15 protein-coding genes are annotated in these 19760 nt (G+C 61.3%); 4 read left to right on the top strand and 11 right to left on the bottom strand.

Translation table 11 applies throughout. The features are described 5' to 3' along the window. The first annotated feature begins 12 nt into the window (after positions 1 to 12). From KQ933_RS26160 to KQ933_RS26150, 3 genes are read left to right on the top strand one after another with little or no spacing between them, the layout of a single operon-like run. Positions 13 to 1347, top strand: coding sequence for a dihydroorotase family protein (locus KQ933_RS26160; protein ID WP_216760704.1), 1335 nt, complete (start codon positions 13 to 15; stop codon positions 1345 to 1347). 10 nt (positions 1348 to 1357) lie between these two features. Beyond that, positions 1358 to 2131, top strand: coding sequence for an SDR family NAD(P)-dependent oxidoreductase (locus KQ933_RS26155; protein ID WP_216760703.1), 774 nt, complete (start codon positions 1358 to 1360; stop codon positions 2129 to 2131). Between the two features lie 45 nt (positions 2132 to 2176). Then, positions 2177 to 2962 (top strand): SDR family oxidoreductase, encoded by a 786-nt coding sequence (locus tag KQ933_RS26150; RefSeq protein WP_216760702.1) that lies wholly within the window; start codon positions 2177 to 2179, stop codon positions 2960 to 2962. Positions 2963 to 3091: 129 nt separating this feature from the next. On the opposite strand, the gene betC is transcribed toward KQ933_RS26150, so the two are convergent. Beyond that, positions 3092 to 4606 (bottom strand): choline-sulfatase, encoded by a 1515-nt coding sequence (betC, locus tag KQ933_RS26145; RefSeq protein WP_216760701.1) that lies wholly within the window; start codon positions 4604 to 4606, stop codon positions 3092 to 3094. A gap of 410 nt (positions 4607 to 5016) precedes the next feature. Between betC and KQ933_RS26140 the strand changes: the two genes are divergently transcribed. Beyond that, positions 5017 to 5931, top strand: a complete 915-nt coding sequence (locus tag KQ933_RS26140) for an alpha/beta hydrolase (protein ID WP_216760700.1) — start codon at positions 5017 to 5019, stop codon at positions 5929 to 5931. Between the two features lie 3 nt (positions 5932 to 5934). On the opposite strand, the gene KQ933_RS26135 is transcribed toward KQ933_RS26140, so the two are convergent. From KQ933_RS26135 to KQ933_RS26090, 10 genes are all read right to left on the bottom strand, one after another. Next, the gene (locus KQ933_RS26135; RefSeq protein ID WP_216760699.1) at positions 5935 to 7938 is read right to left on the bottom strand and encodes a CocE/NonD family hydrolase; all 2004 of its coding nucleotides are present in this window, start codon (positions 7936 to 7938) and stop codon (positions 5935 to 5937) included. A gap of 57 nt (positions 7939 to 7995) precedes the next feature. After that, a complete protein-coding gene (locus KQ933_RS26130) occupies positions 7996 to 9627 on the bottom strand; it encodes an ABC transporter ATP-binding protein (protein ID WP_216760698.1) in 1632 nt (543 codons plus the stop codon). Further along, positions 9620 to 10447, bottom strand: a complete 828-nt coding sequence (locus KQ933_RS26125; RefSeq protein ID WP_216760697.1) for an ABC transporter permease — start codon at positions 10445 to 10447, stop codon at positions 9620 to 9622. The genes KQ933_RS26130 and KQ933_RS26125 overlap by 8 nt, the downstream gene beginning before the upstream one ends. Continuing rightward, the gene (locus KQ933_RS26120) at positions 10444 to 11451 is read right to left on the bottom strand and encodes an ABC transporter permease (RefSeq protein ID WP_216760696.1); all 1008 of its coding nucleotides are present in this window, start codon (positions 11449 to 11451) and stop codon (positions 10444 to 10446) included. Before KQ933_RS26120 ends, KQ933_RS26125 begins: the two co-directional genes overlap by 4 nt. Positions 11452 to 11542: 91 nt before the next feature. Beyond that, positions 11543 to 13132: an ABC transporter substrate-binding protein gene (locus KQ933_RS26115; RefSeq protein WP_216760695.1), complete on the bottom strand. Its 1590-nt coding sequence runs from the start codon at positions 13130 to 13132 to the stop codon at positions 11543 to 11545. A 119-nt stretch (positions 13133 to 13251) separates the two neighbouring features. Beyond that, positions 13252 to 14034, bottom strand: coding sequence for a carnitinyl-CoA dehydratase (locus tag KQ933_RS26110; protein WP_216760694.1), 783 nt, complete (start codon positions 14032 to 14034; stop codon positions 13252 to 13254). Between the two features lie 6 nt (positions 14035 to 14040). Continuing rightward, positions 14041 to 16095 carry an acetate--CoA ligase family protein gene (locus KQ933_RS26105; RefSeq protein WP_216760693.1) on the bottom strand — a complete coding sequence of 685 codons (2055 nt, stop codon included), beginning with the start codon at positions 16093 to 16095 and terminating at the stop codon, positions 14041 to 14043. Between the two features lie 3 nt (positions 16096 to 16098). Continuing rightward, the gene (locus KQ933_RS26100) at positions 16099 to 17259 is read right to left on the bottom strand and encodes an acyl-CoA dehydrogenase family protein (protein WP_216760817.1); all 1161 of its coding nucleotides are present in this window, start codon (positions 17257 to 17259) and stop codon (positions 16099 to 16101) included. A gap of 10 nt (positions 17260 to 17269) precedes the next feature. Beyond that, positions 17270 to 18760 carry a carnitine 3-dehydrogenase gene (locus KQ933_RS26095; RefSeq protein WP_216760692.1) on the bottom strand — a complete coding sequence of 497 codons (1491 nt, stop codon included), beginning with the start codon at positions 18758 to 18760 and terminating at the stop codon, positions 17270 to 17272. A 7-nt stretch (positions 18761 to 18767) separates the two neighbouring features. Beyond that, the gene (locus KQ933_RS26090; RefSeq protein ID WP_216760691.1) at positions 18768 to 19670 is read right to left on the bottom strand and encodes a 3-keto-5-aminohexanoate cleavage protein; all 903 of its coding nucleotides are present in this window, start codon (positions 19668 to 19670) and stop codon (positions 18768 to 18770) included. Positions 19671 to 19760 lie beyond the last annotated feature (90 nt).

The following is a 19760-nucleotide window of genomic DNA, read 5'->3' as shown; positions in this document are numbered from 1 at the left end:
CGGGAGGCCGGCATGTTCGACCTACTGATCACCGGCGGGACGCTGATCAATGCCAACGGGCAAATATGCGCTGATATCGGCATCCGCAACGGCAGGATTGCTGCCCTGCTTGCTCCCGGCGACACCGCGATGGCGCGCTCCTTTGTCGATGCGAGCGGAATGCAGCTTCTGCCGGGGCTGATCGATGCCCATGCGCATCTGCGCGAACCCGGCCTGACGCAGAAGGAGGATTTTGAGAGCGGTACGCGTGCGGCAGCGCTTGGTGGCGTCACCACCATCCTCGACATGCCGACCGACGATCCATGGACGGCAACTGCCGCGCAACTGTCGCAGAAGATGGCGAGCGCTGCCGGACGGCTGAACGTCGATGTCGGATTTCAGGCCGTCGTCTCGAAGAGCAATCAGGCGCTGGAGGAACTGTTGCCGCTTTCGCCCGTCTCGCTGGAGCTATTCACGGCCGACGTGCCGAAGGAGTTTCGCTTCGATAGTCTCCACGCCGTGACTGAAATGCTGCGCCGGCTGGCGAAAGCCGGTCCGGTAATCGGCATTTCCCCGGGTGATCAGTCAATTCTGGAGGCAAGTGCAGGGCGGGGCGGAAAGGGCATTTCGGCCTTTCTCGATAGCAGGCCGCCGCTCGCGGAAGCCGGCGGCATTGCCCGTGCGGTTCTGGCTGCAGCAGAAACCGGTGCCCCTGTGCACGTGCGCCAGATCAATTCGAAACGCGGGATCGAAGTCTGGCGCCGGCTTCGCGATCTCGCTGACGTTTCCGTCGAAACGACCCCGCAGAACCTCTACTTCACGGCCGATGACTATGCGGGTCAGGCTGGTGCAGACCTCAAGGGATCGCCGCCCTTTCGCGACCGAGGAGATGTCGAGGCGCTGCGGCATGCGCTTTCGGAAGGATTGATCACCATCATGGCGACCGATCATGCCCCGCATGCCAGGGCCGAGAAGTCCGCTACCTATCCAGCCTTTGCCGATATTCCGGGCGGAATGCCGGGCCTGCAGACGCTGCTCTTCGTCATGCTCGATCTGGTGGCCGAGAAGCTGATCGATCTTTCGGCGCTTGTACGCCTTTGCGCCTACAATCCGGCCCGGCGCTTCGGGCTCGGCGGCTCGAAAGGATCGATTGCCGTCGGTTGCGATGCCGACATTCTCGTCGTCGACCTCAATCGCTCGACTTCGATCTCCAATGCCGATCAGGCGACCCGTGCCGGCTATACGCCCTTCAAAGGCCGGCGCACCGTCGGATACCTGACGGACGTCTTCCTGCGCGGCGAACGCATCGTGCGCGACGGTGCCCTTCTTTTGCCCAACCGCGGCCAAATCGTCCGTCATGCCGCCTGAAGGAATGTCCATGCCCATGTTGAACGAAAAGGTTGCCATCGTATCGGGTGCGAGTTCCGGTCTCGGGCGCGCGATCGCACTTCGCTACGCCGCGGAAGGTGCAGCGGTCGTGCTTGCCGATATCACCGAGATGCCGGTCGAAGGCGGCGAGCCGACGCTCTCCCTTATCCGCGCAGCCGGCGGCAAGGGGATCTTCGTCAAGACCGATATCTCCCTTTGGACTGAGGTCGATAGACTGGTTGCCGATACAGTCACCAATTTCGGCCGTCTCGATATCCTGGTCAATAATGCTGCGATCTACACCTCGACGAACCTTTTGGAGACGACGGCGCAGCAATGGGAACGGGTAATCGCGGTCAACGTCACCGGATTTTTCTACTGCTGCAAGCGGGCGGTCCAGCAATTCTTGACGCAGGAACCGGTCGCGGAAGCACGTGGCCGCATCATCAACATCTCGTCGCAACACGGCATGGTCGCCTGCCCCGGTGATTTTCCCTATGGCGTCAGTAAGGGGGCGATCGTCCAGATGACCCGGCAGATTGCCGTCGATCACGCTCACTCAGGTATCGTCTGCAATGCGATCGCCCCCGGCAAGATCATCACCGGCAAGCCGGGTGTCGCCAACGATCGTGACGCCCTCGACTATTCGCGCCGGCGCACCCCCTGGCCGCGGCTCGGCGAGCCGCGCGACGTTGCAGACGCGGCAGTTTTTCTCGCCAGCGACATGGCGAGCTACATCACCGGTGTCAATCTGATGGTCGACGGCGGCTGGATGGCCGGCTGATCGGGCGTCGAAAAAATCGACGATAATGGAAAGGAAAAACAGACCATGGATTTGGAATTGAAAGGCAAGACGGCTCTTGTTCTGGGGGCAGGCGGTGGGCTTGGTGGAGCGATAGCGAAAACGCTTGCCGCCGAGGGCGCACAGATTGCGGTCGCCGACATTAACGCGGAAGCGGCCGAAAAGACGGTTGCCGACATCCGCACGGCCGGCGGCTCGGCGATGGCTCTGGCGTGGGATCTCGCCAATCTCGATGTGATCGCACCCAATCTCGCTGCCATCGAAAAGCAACTCGGTTCGGTCGACGTCCTCGTCAACATTACCGGCGGCCCGCCGCCGACGCTCGTTGCCGGCCAGAGTGCTGACAGCTGGCGCAAATATTTCGACAGCATGGTACTGTCGATCATTGCCATCAGCGATGCCGTTCTTCCGAAGATGCGTGAAAAGAAGTGGGGCCGCATCATCACCTCGACATCCTCGGGCGTCGTTGCGCCCATTCCGAATCTCGGACTTTCCAACGCCTTGCGCATGTCGCTCCTCGGCTGGTCGAAAACGCTCGCAGGCGAAGTCGGCCGCGATGGCGTGACGGTCAATGTCGTGCTGCCTGGTCGTGTGGCCACGCAACGCATTACCTTCCTCGACGAGCAGAAGGCAAAGCGGGAGGGCAAGGCCGTCGAAGAAATCTCGGCGGCAAGCACCGCGTCAATCCCCGTTGGCCGCTACGGCGATCCTCAAGAATATGCCGATGTCGTCGTCTTCATGGCGAGCGCGCGCGCTTCCTATATGACAGGCTCTGTCATCAGGGTCGATGGTGGCCTCATCGCCAGCGTGTGAGACGGCAGCTAGGTGACGCCCACGACGTGGGGACCGTCGGCCCATGGAGGAGGAGCCTGAAAGCGACGACCGCTCAGGAGCCGGAGCGAAGGGGCAGTGTCCGGGCGTCGCGATTGTTCCTCCTGACCGTCATTCGCCGCGAGGAAATCGCTGGTTCTCCTCCAAGACGTTCAGATCCATATGATTGCGCATGTATCGCTCGGCGGCCTTCTGCAGAGGTTGATAGTCCCACGGATAGTAGGACCCTTCCCGCAAGGCGGGATAGACGACCCACCGACGGGCCTGACTTTCTCGGATCTGCGCATCAAAGCTTGATAGATTCCACCGGAGATGGACTTGAGAAAGCAGGGCGTCCAGCGTTTCCGCATAGTCTGGATCACCTGCGAGATTGGAGAGTTCGTGGGGATCGGCAAGGAGGTCAAAGAGCAAAGGCGGGTCCTTTTCGCAGACCGTCAGTTTGAAACGGTCGGCGCGAATGGCCACAAGCGGTGCAATCGATCCTTCAGCGGCATATTCCATCAGGACCGGACCATGTGCCTTGCTGCCGTGCAGGAGCTGTGCCAGATCCTCGCCATCCGTCCACTGGGCAATCGTAGAAATATCAAGCCCGGCAAGCCCGGCAAGCGTAGGCGTGACATCAAGCGTGGAGACGGGCTGATCGATTAGGCCAGGCTGCCAGCCCGGCGCCGATATCATCAGTGGCACGCGCGCGGAACCGTCGAAGAAGCACATCTTGAACCAGAGACCGCGTTCGCCCAGCATGTCGCCGTGGTCGGAGACGAACAGGATGGCGGTGTCCTCCCGCATCCGTGTGCGCTCCAATACGTCAAGGATCTCTCCGACCTTCTCGTCGATGTAGGAGATATTGGCGAAATAGCCGCGCCTTGCTTTGCGGATCTGCTCTGCAGTGATGTCGAAGGCCTTGTAGTCGCAGGCTTCCAGCAAGCGCTTCGAATGCGGATCCATCTCCTCGAACGGCAGGGCCGAAACGGTCGGGTCAAGGGCCGGGCAATCCTCATAGAGATCCCAGAATTTGCGCCTGGCGACATAGGGATCGTGAGGGTGGGTGAAACTGACGGTCAGGCACCAGGGACGCTCGTCTAGTCGCCGCGACAGGTCGTAGAGCTTGCGGGTTGCGTTATAGGCGACCTCGTCGTCATATTCGAGCTGGTTGGTGATTTCCGCAATGCCGGCGCCGGTCACCGATCCAAGATTATGGTACCACCAGTCGATGCGTTCACCGGGCTTGCGATAATCGGGAGTCCAGCCGAAATCGGCCGGGTAGATATCCGTCGTCAGACGTTCTTCGAAACCGTGCAGTTGGTCGGGTCCGACGAAATGCATCTTGCCCGACAGGCTAGTGTGATAGCCGGCTGCCCTGAGATGATGCGCATAGGTCGGAATGTCGGAGGCAAATTCGGCCGCATTGTCATAGACCCGCGTCCGGCTCGGCAATTGGCCCGACATGAAGGAGGCGCGCGCCGGCGCGCACAAAGGGCTTGCCGTGTAGCTGTTGGCGAAGCGGACCGAACGGGCAGCGAGTGCCTTGAGATGCGGCGCATGCAGGAAATCGGCCGGCCCGTCTGGAAACAGTGTACCGTTCAGTTGGTCGACCATAATGATGAGAATATTGGGACGGGCCATGATATTCGATGCTGCTCACGTTGGGGGGTGAAAAGAGGCTACGGATGTGTCCGCCACCAGTTCGCCTGAGAGAACCGGCTATCACCGATGGGTCCTAGTCTGGCTCGGCGAGCGCCGATCAGATCCATTATCCCTTTCAGAAGCGGCACTGGTCGTCGCATGAGTGATCCTCCGGGCGGCGTGGGTCGCGGTTATCGCTTCACGATAACCAGCTTGATGATTGCACGCTATCGCCTTGCCGACATCGGTTGTTCCGGGCGCTCACGCCGGCCTGTTTTTCGGGGGCGGACTTGCCGGCGACACCAGGGGTCGCAGCAAGACAGGCGTCGTGGCGGAGCGCGTGCATGATGCAGTATCGGCGAGCTTGTCGGCACCTCGACAGCATCTTGCGAGCACGCGGAAGGATCTTTATGTCGATCGACCGACCGATGCCCACAGAAGAGAGCATTTTAGAATTCCTTGATATTTGCGAAGGCTTTTATCCGCCGGATGCGGCCGAGGCATCGATCGAGCAGCAACGTCAATGGTATGACGCGCTCTGTGCGCGGTTTGACCATGCGCTGCCGCAGGGGATGGTCTATGCCGATGGCATGGTGCTGCGGATACCGATCCGCCGCTATCGGCCAAGGACAATAACCACCTCAACCGTTCTCCTCTATCTTCATGGCGGCGGCTTTGTTGTCGGCTCGCTCGAAAGCCATCACTCGATCTGCGCTGAAATCGCCGATTTTGCCGGCGCCGAACTCGTTTCCGTCGATTACCGGCTGGCGCCGGAGTTTCGCTGGCCGGCGCAGAGCGAGGATTGCTTCCTTGTCTTGAAGCATCTGCTGTCGTCCGCCGGTAGCAAGGTCGTCATCATCGGCGATAGCGCTGGCGCCAATCTGGCGGCGGGGCTCGCCATCAGGGCGCTGGAGGAGGCCCTGCCTGGTATCGCCGGCCAGATCCTCGTCTATCCGGCGCTGGGTGGCGACCTGCAGAAGGGTTCCTATGTTGAAATGGCAAATGCGCCGGGCCTGACCACGGCTGACGTCGCCTACTATCGCAGCGTTCTGCAGGCACCGCTGCGCCATCCTGTCGCCGCGCCGCTTCACGCGGTATCGGTCGAAGGGCTTGCGCCTGCCTTCATCACAGTGGCGAGGTTCGATCCGTTGCGAGACGACGGACGAGCCTACGCTGCCCGGCTTGCGGAGGCCGGCGTAGAGGTCTGGTTCCGGGAGGAACCGCAGATGGTGCATGCGTGGCTGCGCGCGCGCCACATGAGCGAAGGTGCCCGGGCAGGCTTCAAGGCGGTATGCGAGGCGGCGCGGCTCTTCGCATCGCGCTGACGGCTACATCAGATCACGGGCGATTGCCGTCTCGCCAAAATCCTTCTCAAAGATCTTTATCCCGCCTTCATGGGCGATCACTGAGGCGGCGATGATCCAGTGTGTTGCCGTGCAACGGATTGATGCTGTCGCAACCGTTGTGACGGACCAGCCAGGACGCTGCATGTCGCAGGTCCAGGTGGATCGGCCCGTCATCGATAGCGGATCGTTCGGCGCGATTGACCAGGTTTCCTCGCGAAACTGCCGAGTGGAAAGACCGGTGCGGGGATGCTCGAAAAGGCCGGTATCCTCATGGATTTCATAGCGCGTGACGCCGGCCTGGAGATCGCGCACCACCTGCCGTTTTGTGGAGGCGGGTGCGTGTTCGATATATTTCGGCAGGGGATCGGGATTGTCGGGTTGCTTGATGTCGATGATCTCATGCGCGCCGAGCATGGGCAAAGCTAGACCGATGGAGGCGATGTCGATCGTCAGCCCCGGATCTTCCGGCGGTGGCAGCACCATCGGCCAATAGGCCGTTGATAGCGACAGGCGGATACGGTGCCCCTTGCGGAAACGATAGCCGCAGGCATCGAGCGTGATGGTAATGGTTGTCAGTTCCCCCTTGTTCAGCGGCTCCGGTGCAGCATTGCCATTGCGATGAGCGAGATTGAGCACGCCAAAGGAGACGCGCGTTGCCGTGCCGTCTGGATGGACATCGACGAGCCTTGCGCAGAGATTGGCGGTTTCGGCGTCGCATCTGAGCGTCAATGTGACGGCCGGGCGTCCGAGATAATCATGGTCCTCGACCAGCGGAGCGGTCTGGAAGGTCAGCGATCCGGCGTCATCGAGGCGCTGGTCGATCGCCAGTTCCGCATCCGGCTTCAGAGTGAACCATTCGCCCGAGGCCGTGCCCGTATCGAGCGGCGAGCGCAGATAAACGGGATGTTCCGGCGCATGTGGGATCGGCATGCCTTCCATCAAGGAGCCGAACTGCTCGACATAGAAGCACTGCATGTCCGGCTGCTGCCAACTGCGCTTGGCGATCCAGAATCCGGGGTCGAATTCGCGGCGCATGGCGGGCTTTATGGCATCGAGAATATAGGCGCGTAAGGATGGCATGGTCTCGGCGCCGTTTCGCTCGCCGCGCAGCCAGCGGTTCCACCAGGCGGTGGCCTCGCCATGAAAATCGACCCGCGGCTTCGGCCAGGCGAAATGCGGATACTTGTGGATCCATGGGCCGATCAACGCCTTCGCCTTCTCGCCGAGACCCTCGACGGCGAGCAGCGGCGTGTTGCGATAGCCATCCGCCCAGCCGGCGATGACGATGGCGGGAATATCGAAGCCCGCGAAATCTTCGCAGATTGACCCATGCCGCCAGAAATCATCACGGCGCTGATGCTCCAGCCATTCTTCCATGAAGAAGGGTTCCTGCTCCAGGCGCTGCCACCACATATCGCGCCAGTCGTCGCCGACGATGCCCGGATCCGGCGGGCGGGACTGGTAGGCAAGCATGGTCGCCGCCCAGGAGAGCTGGGCGGAGAGATGGCAGCCGTTCTTGTAGTGGATGTCATCATTATAGCGGTCGACCGTGGAAGCGATTGAAATCACCGCCTTTAGCGCCGGGGGCTTCAGGGCTGCGACCTGCAGGCAGTTGAAGCCGCCCCAGGAAATACCCATCATGCCGACCGAGCCGTTCGACCAGGGTTGCGCTGCGATCCAGGCGATCAGCTCGCAGGCGTTGGCAAGCTCGAGCTCGGTATATTCGCCATCGATGATGCCGCTGGATTCGCCGGAGCCTCTGATGTCGACACGAACGCCGGCAATCCCGGCTGCAGCGAAGACCGGGTAGGTGGATTCATCACGCGGGCTTGTCCCGTCGCGCTTGCGATAGGGGAGGAATTCGAAGACGGCCGGCACGGGATCCTTCTCCGCGCCATCGGGCATCCAGATGCGTGCGGCGAGCCGCGTGCCGTCCTTCAAGGTGATCCACTGATTTTCGACGGTCGTGAAGGAGCGTTGGCTCATGGTTTTTCCTGGAGGCAATCATAGAGCCGGTCGAAAGCGGCCGGCGGCGTTGAAGGGTCAGTTGCCGGCACTTTCCATCCGTCGGGTGGTCAGCACCTTTTCAAGCCAGCCGATCTCCATTTCCGGAACGGATTTCAGCAGCAGGTCGGTGTAGTCGTCGAAGGGCGGCGAGAGCGCCTTCGACTTCGGTCCGAAACGCACGAGCCTGCCGCGATGCATGACTGCGACACTGTCGGCAATGGCCCTGACGATGGCGATGTCGTGGGTGATGAAGATGTAGGAGAGCTTTTCCTCTTCCTGCAGCTTCAGCAGCAGCTTCAGGATGCCTTCGGCAACCAGCGGGTCGAGGGCCGAGGTCGGCTCGTCGCAGAGGATGAGTTCCGGCTTGGCCGCGAGCGCGCGTGCGATGGCGACGCGCTGCTTCTGGCCGCCCGAGAGCTCTGCCGGGTAGCGGTTCAGGAAGCCGTTGCCCATCTCGATCTGGTCGAGCAATTCCTTCACGCGGTCCGTCTTCGCAGCTCCCCTAAGGCCATAGTAGAAGGTCAGCGGCCGACCGATGATGTCACGCACGGTCTGACGCGGGTTCATCGCCGTGTCAGCCATCTGGTAGATGAGCTGGATGCGGCGGAGATCATCGCGCGGCCTGTGTCGGACGTCGGGTGTCAATAGCTTGCCGGCAAAAGAGACCCTCCCTGATGTGGGTGACAAGAGCCCGGTGACGACGCGGGCGAGCGTCGATTTTCCAGAGCCCGATTCACCGACGATCGCCAATGTCTGTCCCATCGGCACGTGCAGACTGACATCGTTCAGAACCTTGAAGCCATTGGAATATTCCGCGCTGACGTTTTCGATCTTCAGCAGCGCATCGGACTGATCGACCGCTTCGTCCCTCAGCGTCTGGCGGACGTTGACGAGCGCGCGGGTATAGTCCTCCCGCGGCGCTTCGATGATCTGCTGTACACTGCCGTATTCCACTGTCTTTCCATGGCGCAGCACCATGATGTCGTCGGATATCTGGGCGACGACGGCGAGATCATGAGTGATATAGAGGGCCGCCGTATGGGTTGCCTCGATCGCATGCTTGATTGCCGCCAGCACATCGATCTGGGTGGTGACGTCAAGTGCCGTCGTCGGTTCGTCGAAGACGATCAGTTCCGGGTTGGAGCAGAGCGCCATGGCCGTCATGGCGCGCTGCAGCTGGCCGCCCGAGACCTGGTGGGGGAAACGTTCGCCAAAACTTTCGGGATGGGGAAGGCCAAGCACCTGAAACAGGTAGAGCGCTCGCTTTTTCGCCTCCTGTCTGCTCATGAGCCTGTGTTTGACGGAAGCCTCGATCACCTGGTCGCCGAGCCGGTGGGCGGGATTGAAGGCGGCGGCGGCTGACTGTGCGACGTAGCAGACACGGGCACCGCGGATCTGCCTGATGCCATTCCTGTCGAGGGCAAGGATATTGTCGCCATCGAGCCTCACCTCTCCGCCGGTGATCTCGGCACCGCCTCGGCCATAGGCAAGTGCCGAGAGCCCGATTGTCGACTTGCCGGCCCCGGACTCTCCGATCAGTCCGAGCACCCGGCCTTTCTGCAAATCAAAGGAAACGCCGTCGACGATGGTCACGCGTTTCGGCGCTTCACCCGGCGGATAGCTGGTGGCTTCGATCTTGAGATTGCGGACGGAAAGAAGATCAGGCATCGCCACGCCCTCCCTTGAGGCTCGAGGTTCGTTTCAAAAGCCAGTCGACGACGAGGTTGACGCAGACGGCGAGGATGGCGATCGCGCTGCCCGGCACCAGCGCTGCCGAAATGCCGAAGATGATGCCGTCCTTATTGTCCTTGACCATCCCGCCCCAGTCGGCCGATGGCGGCTGGATGCCGAGGCCGAGGAAGGACAATGTCGAGAGAAACAGAATCGAAAAAGCAAAACGCAGGCCAAACTCGGCCAGCAGCGGTGTCAGCGTATTCGGCAGGATCTCCCGGAAGATGATCCAGAGCTTTCCTTCGCCGCGAAGTTTGGCCGCCTCGACGAATTCCATGACAGCGACATCGAGCGCCACAGCACGGCCGAGACGATAGACACGTGTCGAATCGAGGATCGCCATGACGAGGATCAGGACGATGATGTTCTGTGGCAGGACGGCGAGCACCACAAGCGCGAAGATCAGCGTCGGGATCGACATCATCAGGTCGTTGAAGCGCGAGAAGACCATGTCGATCAGCCCGCGCGAGACGGCTGCCGTAAAGCTCAGGATGACGCCGAGCGAAAAGGAGATGACCGTTGCCGCAAGCGCCACGAAAAGCGTCGTGCGCGCGCCGTGGATCAGCCGGGAGAGGATGTCGCGGCCGAGATTGTCGAGGCCGAAGACATATTGCGCGTCGGGCATCTGCCAGACACTGCCGACGACCTCGGTCTCCCCGTAGGGAGCAATCAAAGGTGCAAAGAGCGCGAAGATGAAGGCGACGGCGATGCCGATCATGCCGATCCAGGCGGTGATGGGGATGTCTCTCAATCTCATCTTGGATGCCTCAGCCGGGGGTTGGCAATGATGGCGAGAATATCGGCCAGCATGTTGAGGAAGATATAGACGGCGGCAAAGATCAGGCCGCAGGCCTGCACCACCGGCATGTCGCGCACCGTCACGGCATCGACCATATACTGGCCCATGCCGGGATAGACGAAGACCACCTCGACGACGACCACCCCGACCACCAGATAGGCAAGGTTCAGCGCCACGACGTTGATGATCGGCGCAAGCGCGTTCGGTGCGGCATGCTTGACGATCGAGCGAAACGCCGAAAGGCCCTTCAGCTCTGCCGTCTCCATATAGGCCGACGACATGACCGAGAGGATTGCGGCCCGCGTCATGCGCATCATGTGGGCAAGCACGACGAGCACGAGGGTCGCCGTCGGCAGGGCAATCGCCTTCAAGCGATCGGCAAACCCCATGCTTTCGTAGACGGTTGCGGGAAAGGTGGCGACGCCGAACTTCACCGCGAAAAACATGATCAGCAGGTAGCCGATGAAGAATTCCGGTAATGAAATCGCCGCAAGCGAAATGATGTTGATGATCTTGTCCGGCAGGCGGCCCCGGAAATGTACCGAAACCATGCCGAGCCCGACGGCAAGCGGCACGGAAATCAGTGCAGCAAAGCCCGCCAGAAACAGCGAATTGCCGAGCCGCTTGCCGATCTGTTCGCTGACGGAATTCTTGCTGGCCCAGGATGTGCCGAAATCCCCTTGCACGGCATTGCCTAGCCACTCGATGTATCGCGTCGTCACCGGCCGGTCGAGGCCGAGATCCTTGCGGATATTGGCAACTGCCTGCGGCGTTGCCGACTGGCCGAGATAAGTCGTGGCGAAATCGCCGGGAAGGGCTTCCAGGCCGCCGAAAATGAGGATGGAGACGGCAAAGAGCAGGATGATGCTGAGCACGAAGCGCTCGAGAATAAGGGCAAGCAGCGGAAAACGCTGCCGGAACCTGAGACCGGGCAGGATATTGCCTGAGGTCGGACTGGACATGGTGATGGCCTCGCGCTGAAACGTCAGGAGGACCGCGGGTTTTGTCCCACGGTCCCAGCTTGCCTGGAGATTGGAAGGCAGACGCCCGGCGTCAGGCCTCCAGCCAGACGCGGGTTGCGACATAGCCGTTCGACATGTCGTTGCCGATGTCGTGGACATAGCCCTTGACCTGCTTGGTGGAGGCGTTCACGAAGTCGTTGAACATCGGCAGGATGACGCCACCCTCGTCGCGGACCATCATCGCCATGGCGCGATAGAGCTCCTTGCGCTTGGATTCATCAAGTTCGGAGCGGGCCTGCAGCAACAGCTTGTCGAAGTCAGGGCGCTTGAAGCGGGTGTCGTTCCAGTCGGCCGTCGAGAGATAGGCGGTGGAATACATCTGGTCCTGCGTCGGGCGGCCGCCCCAGTAGGAGGTCGAGAAGGGCTGGACGTTCCAGACGTTGGTCCAGTAACCGTCGCCCGGCTCACGCTTGACCTCGATCTCGATGCCGGCCTTCTTGCAGCTTTCCTGATAGAGGACGGCCGCGTCGACGCCGCCGGGGAAAGCGACTTCGGACGTGCGCAGAAGGACCGAGCCGCTATGGCCCGATTTCTTGTAGTGGAAGGCCGCCTTGTCGGGATCGTAGACGCGCTGCTCGATGCCTTCGGGGAAAAGCGCATAGGTACTGTTGATCGGGAAGTCGTTGCCGACCTTGCCGTAACCGCCGAGGATCTTCTCCACCATGGTCTCGCGGTCCATGGCGTATTTGAGCGCGAGACGCAGGTCGTTGTTGTCGAACGGCGCCTTGTCGCAATGCATGATGAAAACATAGTGGCCGCGCCCGGCAGTCGAAAGGATCTCGACATTCGGAGCACGCTTCAAGAGGTTGACGGTCTTCGGATCGACACGGTTGATGTAATGCACCTGGCCGGACGACAGCGCGGCGATGCGCGCCGTGGCGTCGTTCATGCCGATGATTTCGATGGAATCGACATAACCGCGGTCGGTGCGCCAGTCGTCCTTGTTCTTCTCGAAGGTGGCGCGCACGCCCGCCTCGAAGTTCGTCAACTTATAGGGACCCGTGCCGATCGAGGCGAGAGGATCGTCGTTACCGCCATTTGGCTGAATGACCAGATGATAGTCGGTCAACAGCAGCGGCATATCGGCATTGCCTTCGGAAAGCGTCAGCACGAGATTGCCGCCGTCCGCCTTGATTTCCTTGATCGAGCCGAGAACACCGAGCGCGCCGGATTCCGACGCCTTGTCGGTATGACGCTTAAGGGTCGCAACCACGTCATCGATCGTCAGTTCCTTGCCATTGTGGAACTTGACGCCCTTGCGGATCTTGAAGGTCCAGGTTGCCGCATCCTTCGACGGTTCCCAGGATTCAGCAAGCGCCGGTACGGCGGCGCCCGTCAGTGGATCGGATTCGACCAGCATGTCGCCCCAGCAGCGACCGACGCAGAACATGAATTGCGACAGAAATTTCGCCGGGTCCTTGGAATCGGTTGCAGCTCCGCCCTCCAGGCCAAGCTTCAGATGACCGCCGCGCTTCGGCTCGGCGGCTCTAGCACTTTCGGTAAAGAGCTTGTCGGCAACGGCAAGCGTCAGGCCGGCTGCCATGGCACGTCCCAGGAATTCGCGGCGGCTGAGGCCGCCGGCTGTCACCCGACTTGCAAGATATTTCGTGTAGTCGTTCATTCCCCTTCTCCTTCTTATGCTGCGTTGACTTCGATTTTTGGGCATGGTCCCGAACGGTTTCCTCTTCCGTTCGAGGTGCCCGCACGCTTGCGGGAAGATGATGCTGTTGTCGCCGCCTGTTACCGTCCTTTCCAGTTGGGGCTTCTTTTTTCGGCGAAAGCCCGTGCGCCTTCCAATTGGTCCTCGCTCGAATAAAGCTGGTCAACCGTTGCAAACTGCCGTTTGGTGATCTTGTTCATGGCAGTCTGGAAGGTCGAACCCTCCGATTCACGCACGATTTCCTTGATGGCCGCATAGACAAGCGGCGGCCCGCTTTCGAGCAGGCGGGCGAGATCCCAAGCCCGCTCCATCAGCCTGTCCGCTGGCAGGATTTCGTTGACGAAACCCCAGCGATGCGCCTCCTGGACGTCAAGCCAGCGGCCGGTCAAAAGCATGTCCATGGCGATGTGATAGGGGATGCGCTTCGGAAGCTTCACCGAGGCGGCGTCGGCAACCGTGCCGGAGCGGATTTCCGGAAGGGCGAAGGTCGCATGTTCGGCGGCGAGGATCAGGTCGGCCGCTAGCGCGATCTCCAGTCCGCCTCCACAACAGATGCCGTTGACGGCGCAGATGACAGGCTTGTTGAGATCGCGCAGCTCCTGCAACCCGCCGAAACCGCCAACACCATAATCGCCGTCGACCGCGTCGCCTGCTGCGGCAGCCTTCAGGTCCCATCCGGCACAGAAGAATTTCTCGCCTGCACCGGAGATGATTGCCACGCGCAGCGATGGATCGTCGCGGAAATCACGGAATATCAGTCCCATGGTGCGGCTGGTAGCAAGATCGATTGCGTTCGCCTTCGGCCGGTCGATGATGACTTCCAGCACTGCGCCAACCTGTCGGGTGCGAATGGGGTCGCTCAACCTATGCTACCTCCTCCGCCGGATCAGGGCATCGACTGCGGCCACGCCGTGACCTTCAGGAAGAACCATCAATGGATTAATGTCCAGTTCCTCCAGCCGTGCCGCATTCATTACGACATAATCTGCCGCCCGTGCGACAGCCGTTACGGTCGCTTCGAGGTCTCCTTTCGGACGCCCGCGATATCCCTCGATCAATTTTCCGATCTTCAGGCGTGAAATTGCCTCGGAAATTTCCGACCTCGTCGTCGGCAGCGGCAAAATGACGGAATCCTCCAGCAATTCGACGAAAATTCCGCCGGCGCCGAGCGTTAGCGATAATCCGAAGACCGGGTCGCGAGAGGCGCCGACGATCAGCTCGGCGACGGGCCGGTCGATCATCTGCTCGACCAGAAAACCGCGTGTCGCAGTCATCTTTGATGCGGCATCCGATACTGCCTTGGCATCCTTCAGGTTGAGTGCGACGGCGCCTGCTTCGGTCTTGTGCGGGACGCCAAGAGCTTTCAGGACAACAGGAAAGCCGAGCCGCGCGGCACAATCTGCCGCCTGAAGCGGCGAGCTTGCAACTCGGCCTTTGGGGATCCGAAGGCCGGCGAGATCGAGTTCGGTCTTTGCATCAGCCTCCGTTAGTGTTTCGATTGCGCCTTCGACTGGCGCCACATTGAGAAGCGGCAGGGAAGGCGGCTTGCGCCAGGCATGGCCGATGCCGGCTGCGATTTCTGCGGCAATCAGGGTTTCATCAATACCGCAGAAGGGGACGACGCCTTCAGCGATCAGACGGTCGGCGACGGCCTCCGGCATGTTTTCGGGGAGGGTCGCCATGATCCCGGCAAGCGCGCCTGTCGCAGACGCCGCAGCGGTGACCGCGTCAACCGTCGTCACCCAATCTGCCGCCTCGCATCGATCGCCGCGCGGAAAATCGAGGACGACGAGATTGAGGTCGTAGCTACCTTCGAACATGGCGGTGAAAGCCTCTGTCTGACGCGCGAGATCGCCCCACACGAACGTGTGGTAATCGAGCGGATTGGAGAGCGTCACCATGTCGCCGAGGATCTTTCTCAGGCGCGGCAGTTGCTTTTGTTCGAGATCTCGGAACGTGACAGCGCGTCCGATCGCAGCATCCGACATCAGCGAGGCTTCGCCACCCGAGCAACTCATCGAGGAGATCGAGGCACCTTGCAGCGGGCCTGCGACATGCAGGAGTTTCAGCGTTTCAAGCAGCGCCGGCAACGTCTCGACGCGGCCGAGGCCGAGGCGGGCATGCACCGCATCGGCCACGGCATCGCCGCCGGCAAGGGATGCTGTGTGGGAGAGCGTTGCCTGTCTTGCCTGTTCGGACTTGCCGACTTTCAAAACAACAACAGGCTTCTTCGTCAGGCGAGCTGTGGCGGCAAGGCGCTCAAGCGCGGTCTTGTCGCCAAAGCCTTCAACGTGGAGGCCGAGTGCCGTCACGCGCGGATCTTCAAGCAGGCCGCAGGCGAGATCGCAGAGCGAGGTTTGCGCCTGGTTGCCTGACGTCACGACATAGGCGATCGGCAGGCCGCGTGTCTGCATGGTCAGGTTGAGCGCTATGTTCGACGATTGGGTCAGGATCGCCACGCCGCGTTCGACGCGCTTCATGCCGTGCTGATCGGGCCAGAGCAGCGCGCCGTCGAGGCCGTTGATGAAGCCGTAGCAGTTTGGTCCAAGGATCGGCATGTCGCCCGCGGCGCCAACCAGCGCCCATTGCAGGTCACTGCCATCTGCGAGCTCCGCCACAGCTTCGCTGAAGCCGGAGGCATAACAGACCGCACCGCCGGCACCCGCTGCCGACAGGCTGCGCACGATCTCGATGGTCAATATCCTGTTGACCCCGACGAAGGCCGCGTCTGGTGGCGACGGCAGGTCGGAAACGCTTCTGTAGCACCGCCGCCCGAGGACCTCGTCGAGCGTCGGGTGAACGGGCCAGAGCTCACCCGCAAACCCCATCCGGTCGCACTGCTCGATCACCCGACGCGCTTCCCGGCCGCCGAAGACGGCGATCGTTTGCGGTCTGAACAGGCGATCGAGCGTGCGTGCTGGCATCGGCTACGCTCCCAGAGGCCGCAGGAGATCGCGGCTGATGATGTGGCGCTGGATTTCCGACGTGCCGTCCCAGATGCGTTCGACGCGCGCATCCCGCCAGAAGCGGGCAAGCGGCAGATCGTCCATCAGGCCCATTCCGCCATAGATCTGGATCGCTTCATCGGTGACGCGGGCAAGCATTTCGGAGGCGTAAAGCTTGGCCGAAGCGATTTCGCGATCGGAAGTCAGGCCTGCATCCAGCCGCCATGCCGCCGAGAGTGTCAGCCATTCGGCTGCGTCGATCTCGGTGATCATGTCGGCAAGCTTGAAGGAGACCCCCTGGTTGGCGCCGATCGGCCTGCCGAACTGCTTGCGCTCGGCAGCATAGGAAAGCGCCATGTCAAAGACGCGACGTGCCCGGCCGACGCAGGTGGCGGCGACAGTCAGCCGCGTGCCGTAGAGCCATTGATTGGCGAGTTCGAAACCGCGATGCACCTCTCCCAGCACTTGGGAGGCCGGAATCCGGCAATCGGCAAAGCTCAGGGTGCAGTTGCGATAGCCGCGGTGGGAGACGGAATCGTAACCCTTGAGGATTTCGAAGCCTGGCGTGCCGCGATCGACCAGAAACGCGGTGATCTTCTTCTTGAGACCTCTCGATGTTTCCTCCTCACCGGTTGCGGCAAAGACGATGATGAAATCGGCGACATCGGCATGCGAGATGAAATGCTTGGTGCCATTGAGAACGAAATCGCCGCCGTCGCTGCGAGCGGTGCATTTCATGCCGCGCATATCAGAACCGGCATCGGGCTCGGTAATCGCCAGCGCGTCGATCTTTTCTCCGCGGACGGCAGGAAGCAAATAGCGTTCGCGCTGCTCGCCCTCGCAGGCCATCAGAATGCCGGAGGGACGGCCGAAAAAGACCGTCAGCGCCATGGAGCCGTGGCCAAGTTCCCGCTCGACCAGCGTGAAGGTGACATGATCGAGGCCGGCGCCGCCTGCTTCTTCGGGGAAATTGCAGGCGTAGAAGCCGAGTTCGATGCATTTGCGCCTGATCTCCGCTGCGAGATCCGGCGGGACGGCACCTGTGCGCTCGACTTCGTTCTCATGCGGATGGATTTCGGTTTCGACGAAGCCGCGGACCGTCTCGACGATCATTTCCTGTTCTTCGCTGAGGCCGAAATCCATGTCGATCTCCCTATCGTTTCTGGCCGACATGGCGGCCAACCCCATCGGGGGGAGGCAGCTTTGCGTGAGCCGCGGCAATAGCATTCGCCTTGTCGAGTACGGCGGCAGGTGCCGGGGTCGCCTTGGCGGCTTCGGTATCGACATGCAGCAGCATCTGCTCGGCAGTGGCGAGCACGGCGCCGCTCTCATTGTCGCGGATCGTGTGGAAGAGGTGCAGCCGCTTGTCGTCGACTGCGAGGATCTGGCAAGTCGAATGGATCGCCTGCCCGAGTTTTGCTTCGCCAAGATGGCGGATATGGGTCTCGACCGTATAGTAGCTCTGTCCGGCCTCGACATAGGCAAGATCGACCCCGATCAGGCGCAAAAGCGCGTCGGACGTATCGCCGAAAACCTGCAGGTAGCGATGCTCTGTCATATGGCCGTTATAGTCGACCCAGGCTGGGCTCACCTTCGTCTCGACGAGCTTGAGGGGGCCTGCAGGATCAGCAGCAATGGTTTTCCCGCCGCCTGCGGCCCAGAGGGACCGTTCAAAATCCTTCAGCAACTCGCCGGCACCCCAGCCCTTGCCGTTGTTTCCGGTCTTCAGCGCCTGCAGGATGCCGACGAGATTTTCGTCGCGGATGCGCTCCAGTGCGCGGATTGAAAGGCCGGCAGCCTGTTCGTCGGACTGTTTTCCGATCTTCTCGATCAGCGCGTCGTCGAGATCGACGACATCGGTCAGCTTCGTCCAGGGCCAGGCAAGGCATGGCCCGAACTGGGCGAGGAAATGGCGCATTCCGGCCTCGCCCCCGGCGATGCGATAGGTCTGGAACAGGCCCATCTGCGCCCAGCGCAGTCCGAAAGAATAGCGGATGACGTCATCGAGCGTCTCGACGGTGCAGATATCGTCATGGATGAGCCAGAGCGCCTCGCGCCAGAGCGCTTCGAGCAGTCGGTCGCCGACGAAGGCCTCGATCTCCTTGGCAATATGAACGCCTTTCATGCCGATTGGAGCCAGGCGCTCCATCGCTGTCTCGATAGTCGCTTTCGAGGTCTTCTCGCCGCCGACGATTTCCACCAATGGCAGCAGGTAGACGGGATTGTAGGGATGGGCAACGAAGAGGCGCTCGGGATGCTTCATGTCGCGCTGCAGGTCGCTCGGCAGCAGGCCGGAGGTGGATGAGCCGATCAGCGCGTCTGGTCGTGCCGCAGCATCGATTTCCGTCAAGACGCGGCGCTTGAGGTCGAGCCGTTCCGGTACGCTTTCCTGGATCCAGTCCGCACCGGAGACGGCCTCTTGCAGCGACGTTTCGAAGGTAAGCCGGCCGCGCGGCGGCAACGGCGCGCCGGTCAGCATGGCATAGGCTTTTTCCGCATTGGCAAGGACTTCGCTGACGATGCGGCTTGCTTCCGGATGCGGATCGAAGACGCTGACATCGATGCCGGCAAGCAGAAAACGTGCAATCCATCCGCCGCCGATGACGCCGCCGCCGATACAGGCCGCTTTGGTAATCCTTGTCATGTCGTCCTCAGCGCTTCGTCAGATTCAGTTTCCTGCGGACGTCCTCAGGACCGATGATCCTGGCACCCATGCCTTCGACAACCTGCACGGCCTTTTCGACGAGCTGCGCATTGGTGGCGAGAGCGCCCTTGCCGATATAGAGATTATCCTCCAGGCCAACGCGGACATTGCCGCCCGCCAGAACCGCGGCAGCCGGATAGGCCATGGCGTTGCGACCGATCGAAAAGGCCGAGAAGGTCCAGCTGTCGGGCACGTTGTTGACCATGGCCATGAAGGTATTGAGGTCGTCTGGAGCACCCCAGGGAATGCCCATGCAGAGCTGGATCAGCACCGGATCTTCGATCAGGCCCTCTTCGGCGAGCTGTTTTGCAAACCAAAGATGCCCTGTGTCGAAGGCCTCAATCTCAGGGCGCACGCCGAGATCGGTCATCTTCTTCGCCATTGCCCGCAGCATGGCGGGCGTGTTGGTCATGACGTAATCGCCGAGATTGAAGTTCATCGTGCCGCAGTCGAGCGTGCAGATTTCGGGCAGGCATTCGGCGACATGGCTAACCCGCTCGGTTGCCCCTGCCATGTCCGTTCCAGCCGCCTTCAGGGGAAGCGGGCTTTCGACATCGCCGAAAATCAGGTCACCGCCCATGCCGGCCGTCAGGTTCAGCACCACGTCGACATCGGCCGATCGGATGCGGTCGGTGACCTCCCTGTAGAGGTCGTTGCGGCGGCTTGCGGCACCGGTTTCCGGATCGCGGACATGGCAGTGAACGACTGCCGCCCCAGCCTTGGCGGCATCGATCGCGGAGGCCGCGATCTGCTTGGGAGTAATGGGAACGTGGCTGGATTTCGAAACCGTATCGCCGGCACCGGTGACGGCACAGGTGATGAAGACATCGCGGTTCATCGCAAGAGGCATGTTTGTTGTTCTCCCTCGTCTTGAGGCCATTACGCGCCAGGATGAGCGAGGATGCTTTGCATTTTCGGAATCGATCGATACATTATCGGA

The organism is Rhizobium sp. WYJ-E13, from assembly GCF_018987265.1.
GTDB lineage: Bacteria > Pseudomonadota > Alphaproteobacteria > Rhizobiales > Rhizobiaceae > Rhizobium.
The sequence above is the reverse complement of the archived record's forward strand: the minus strand, read 5'-3'. Positions and strand labels throughout refer to the sequence as shown.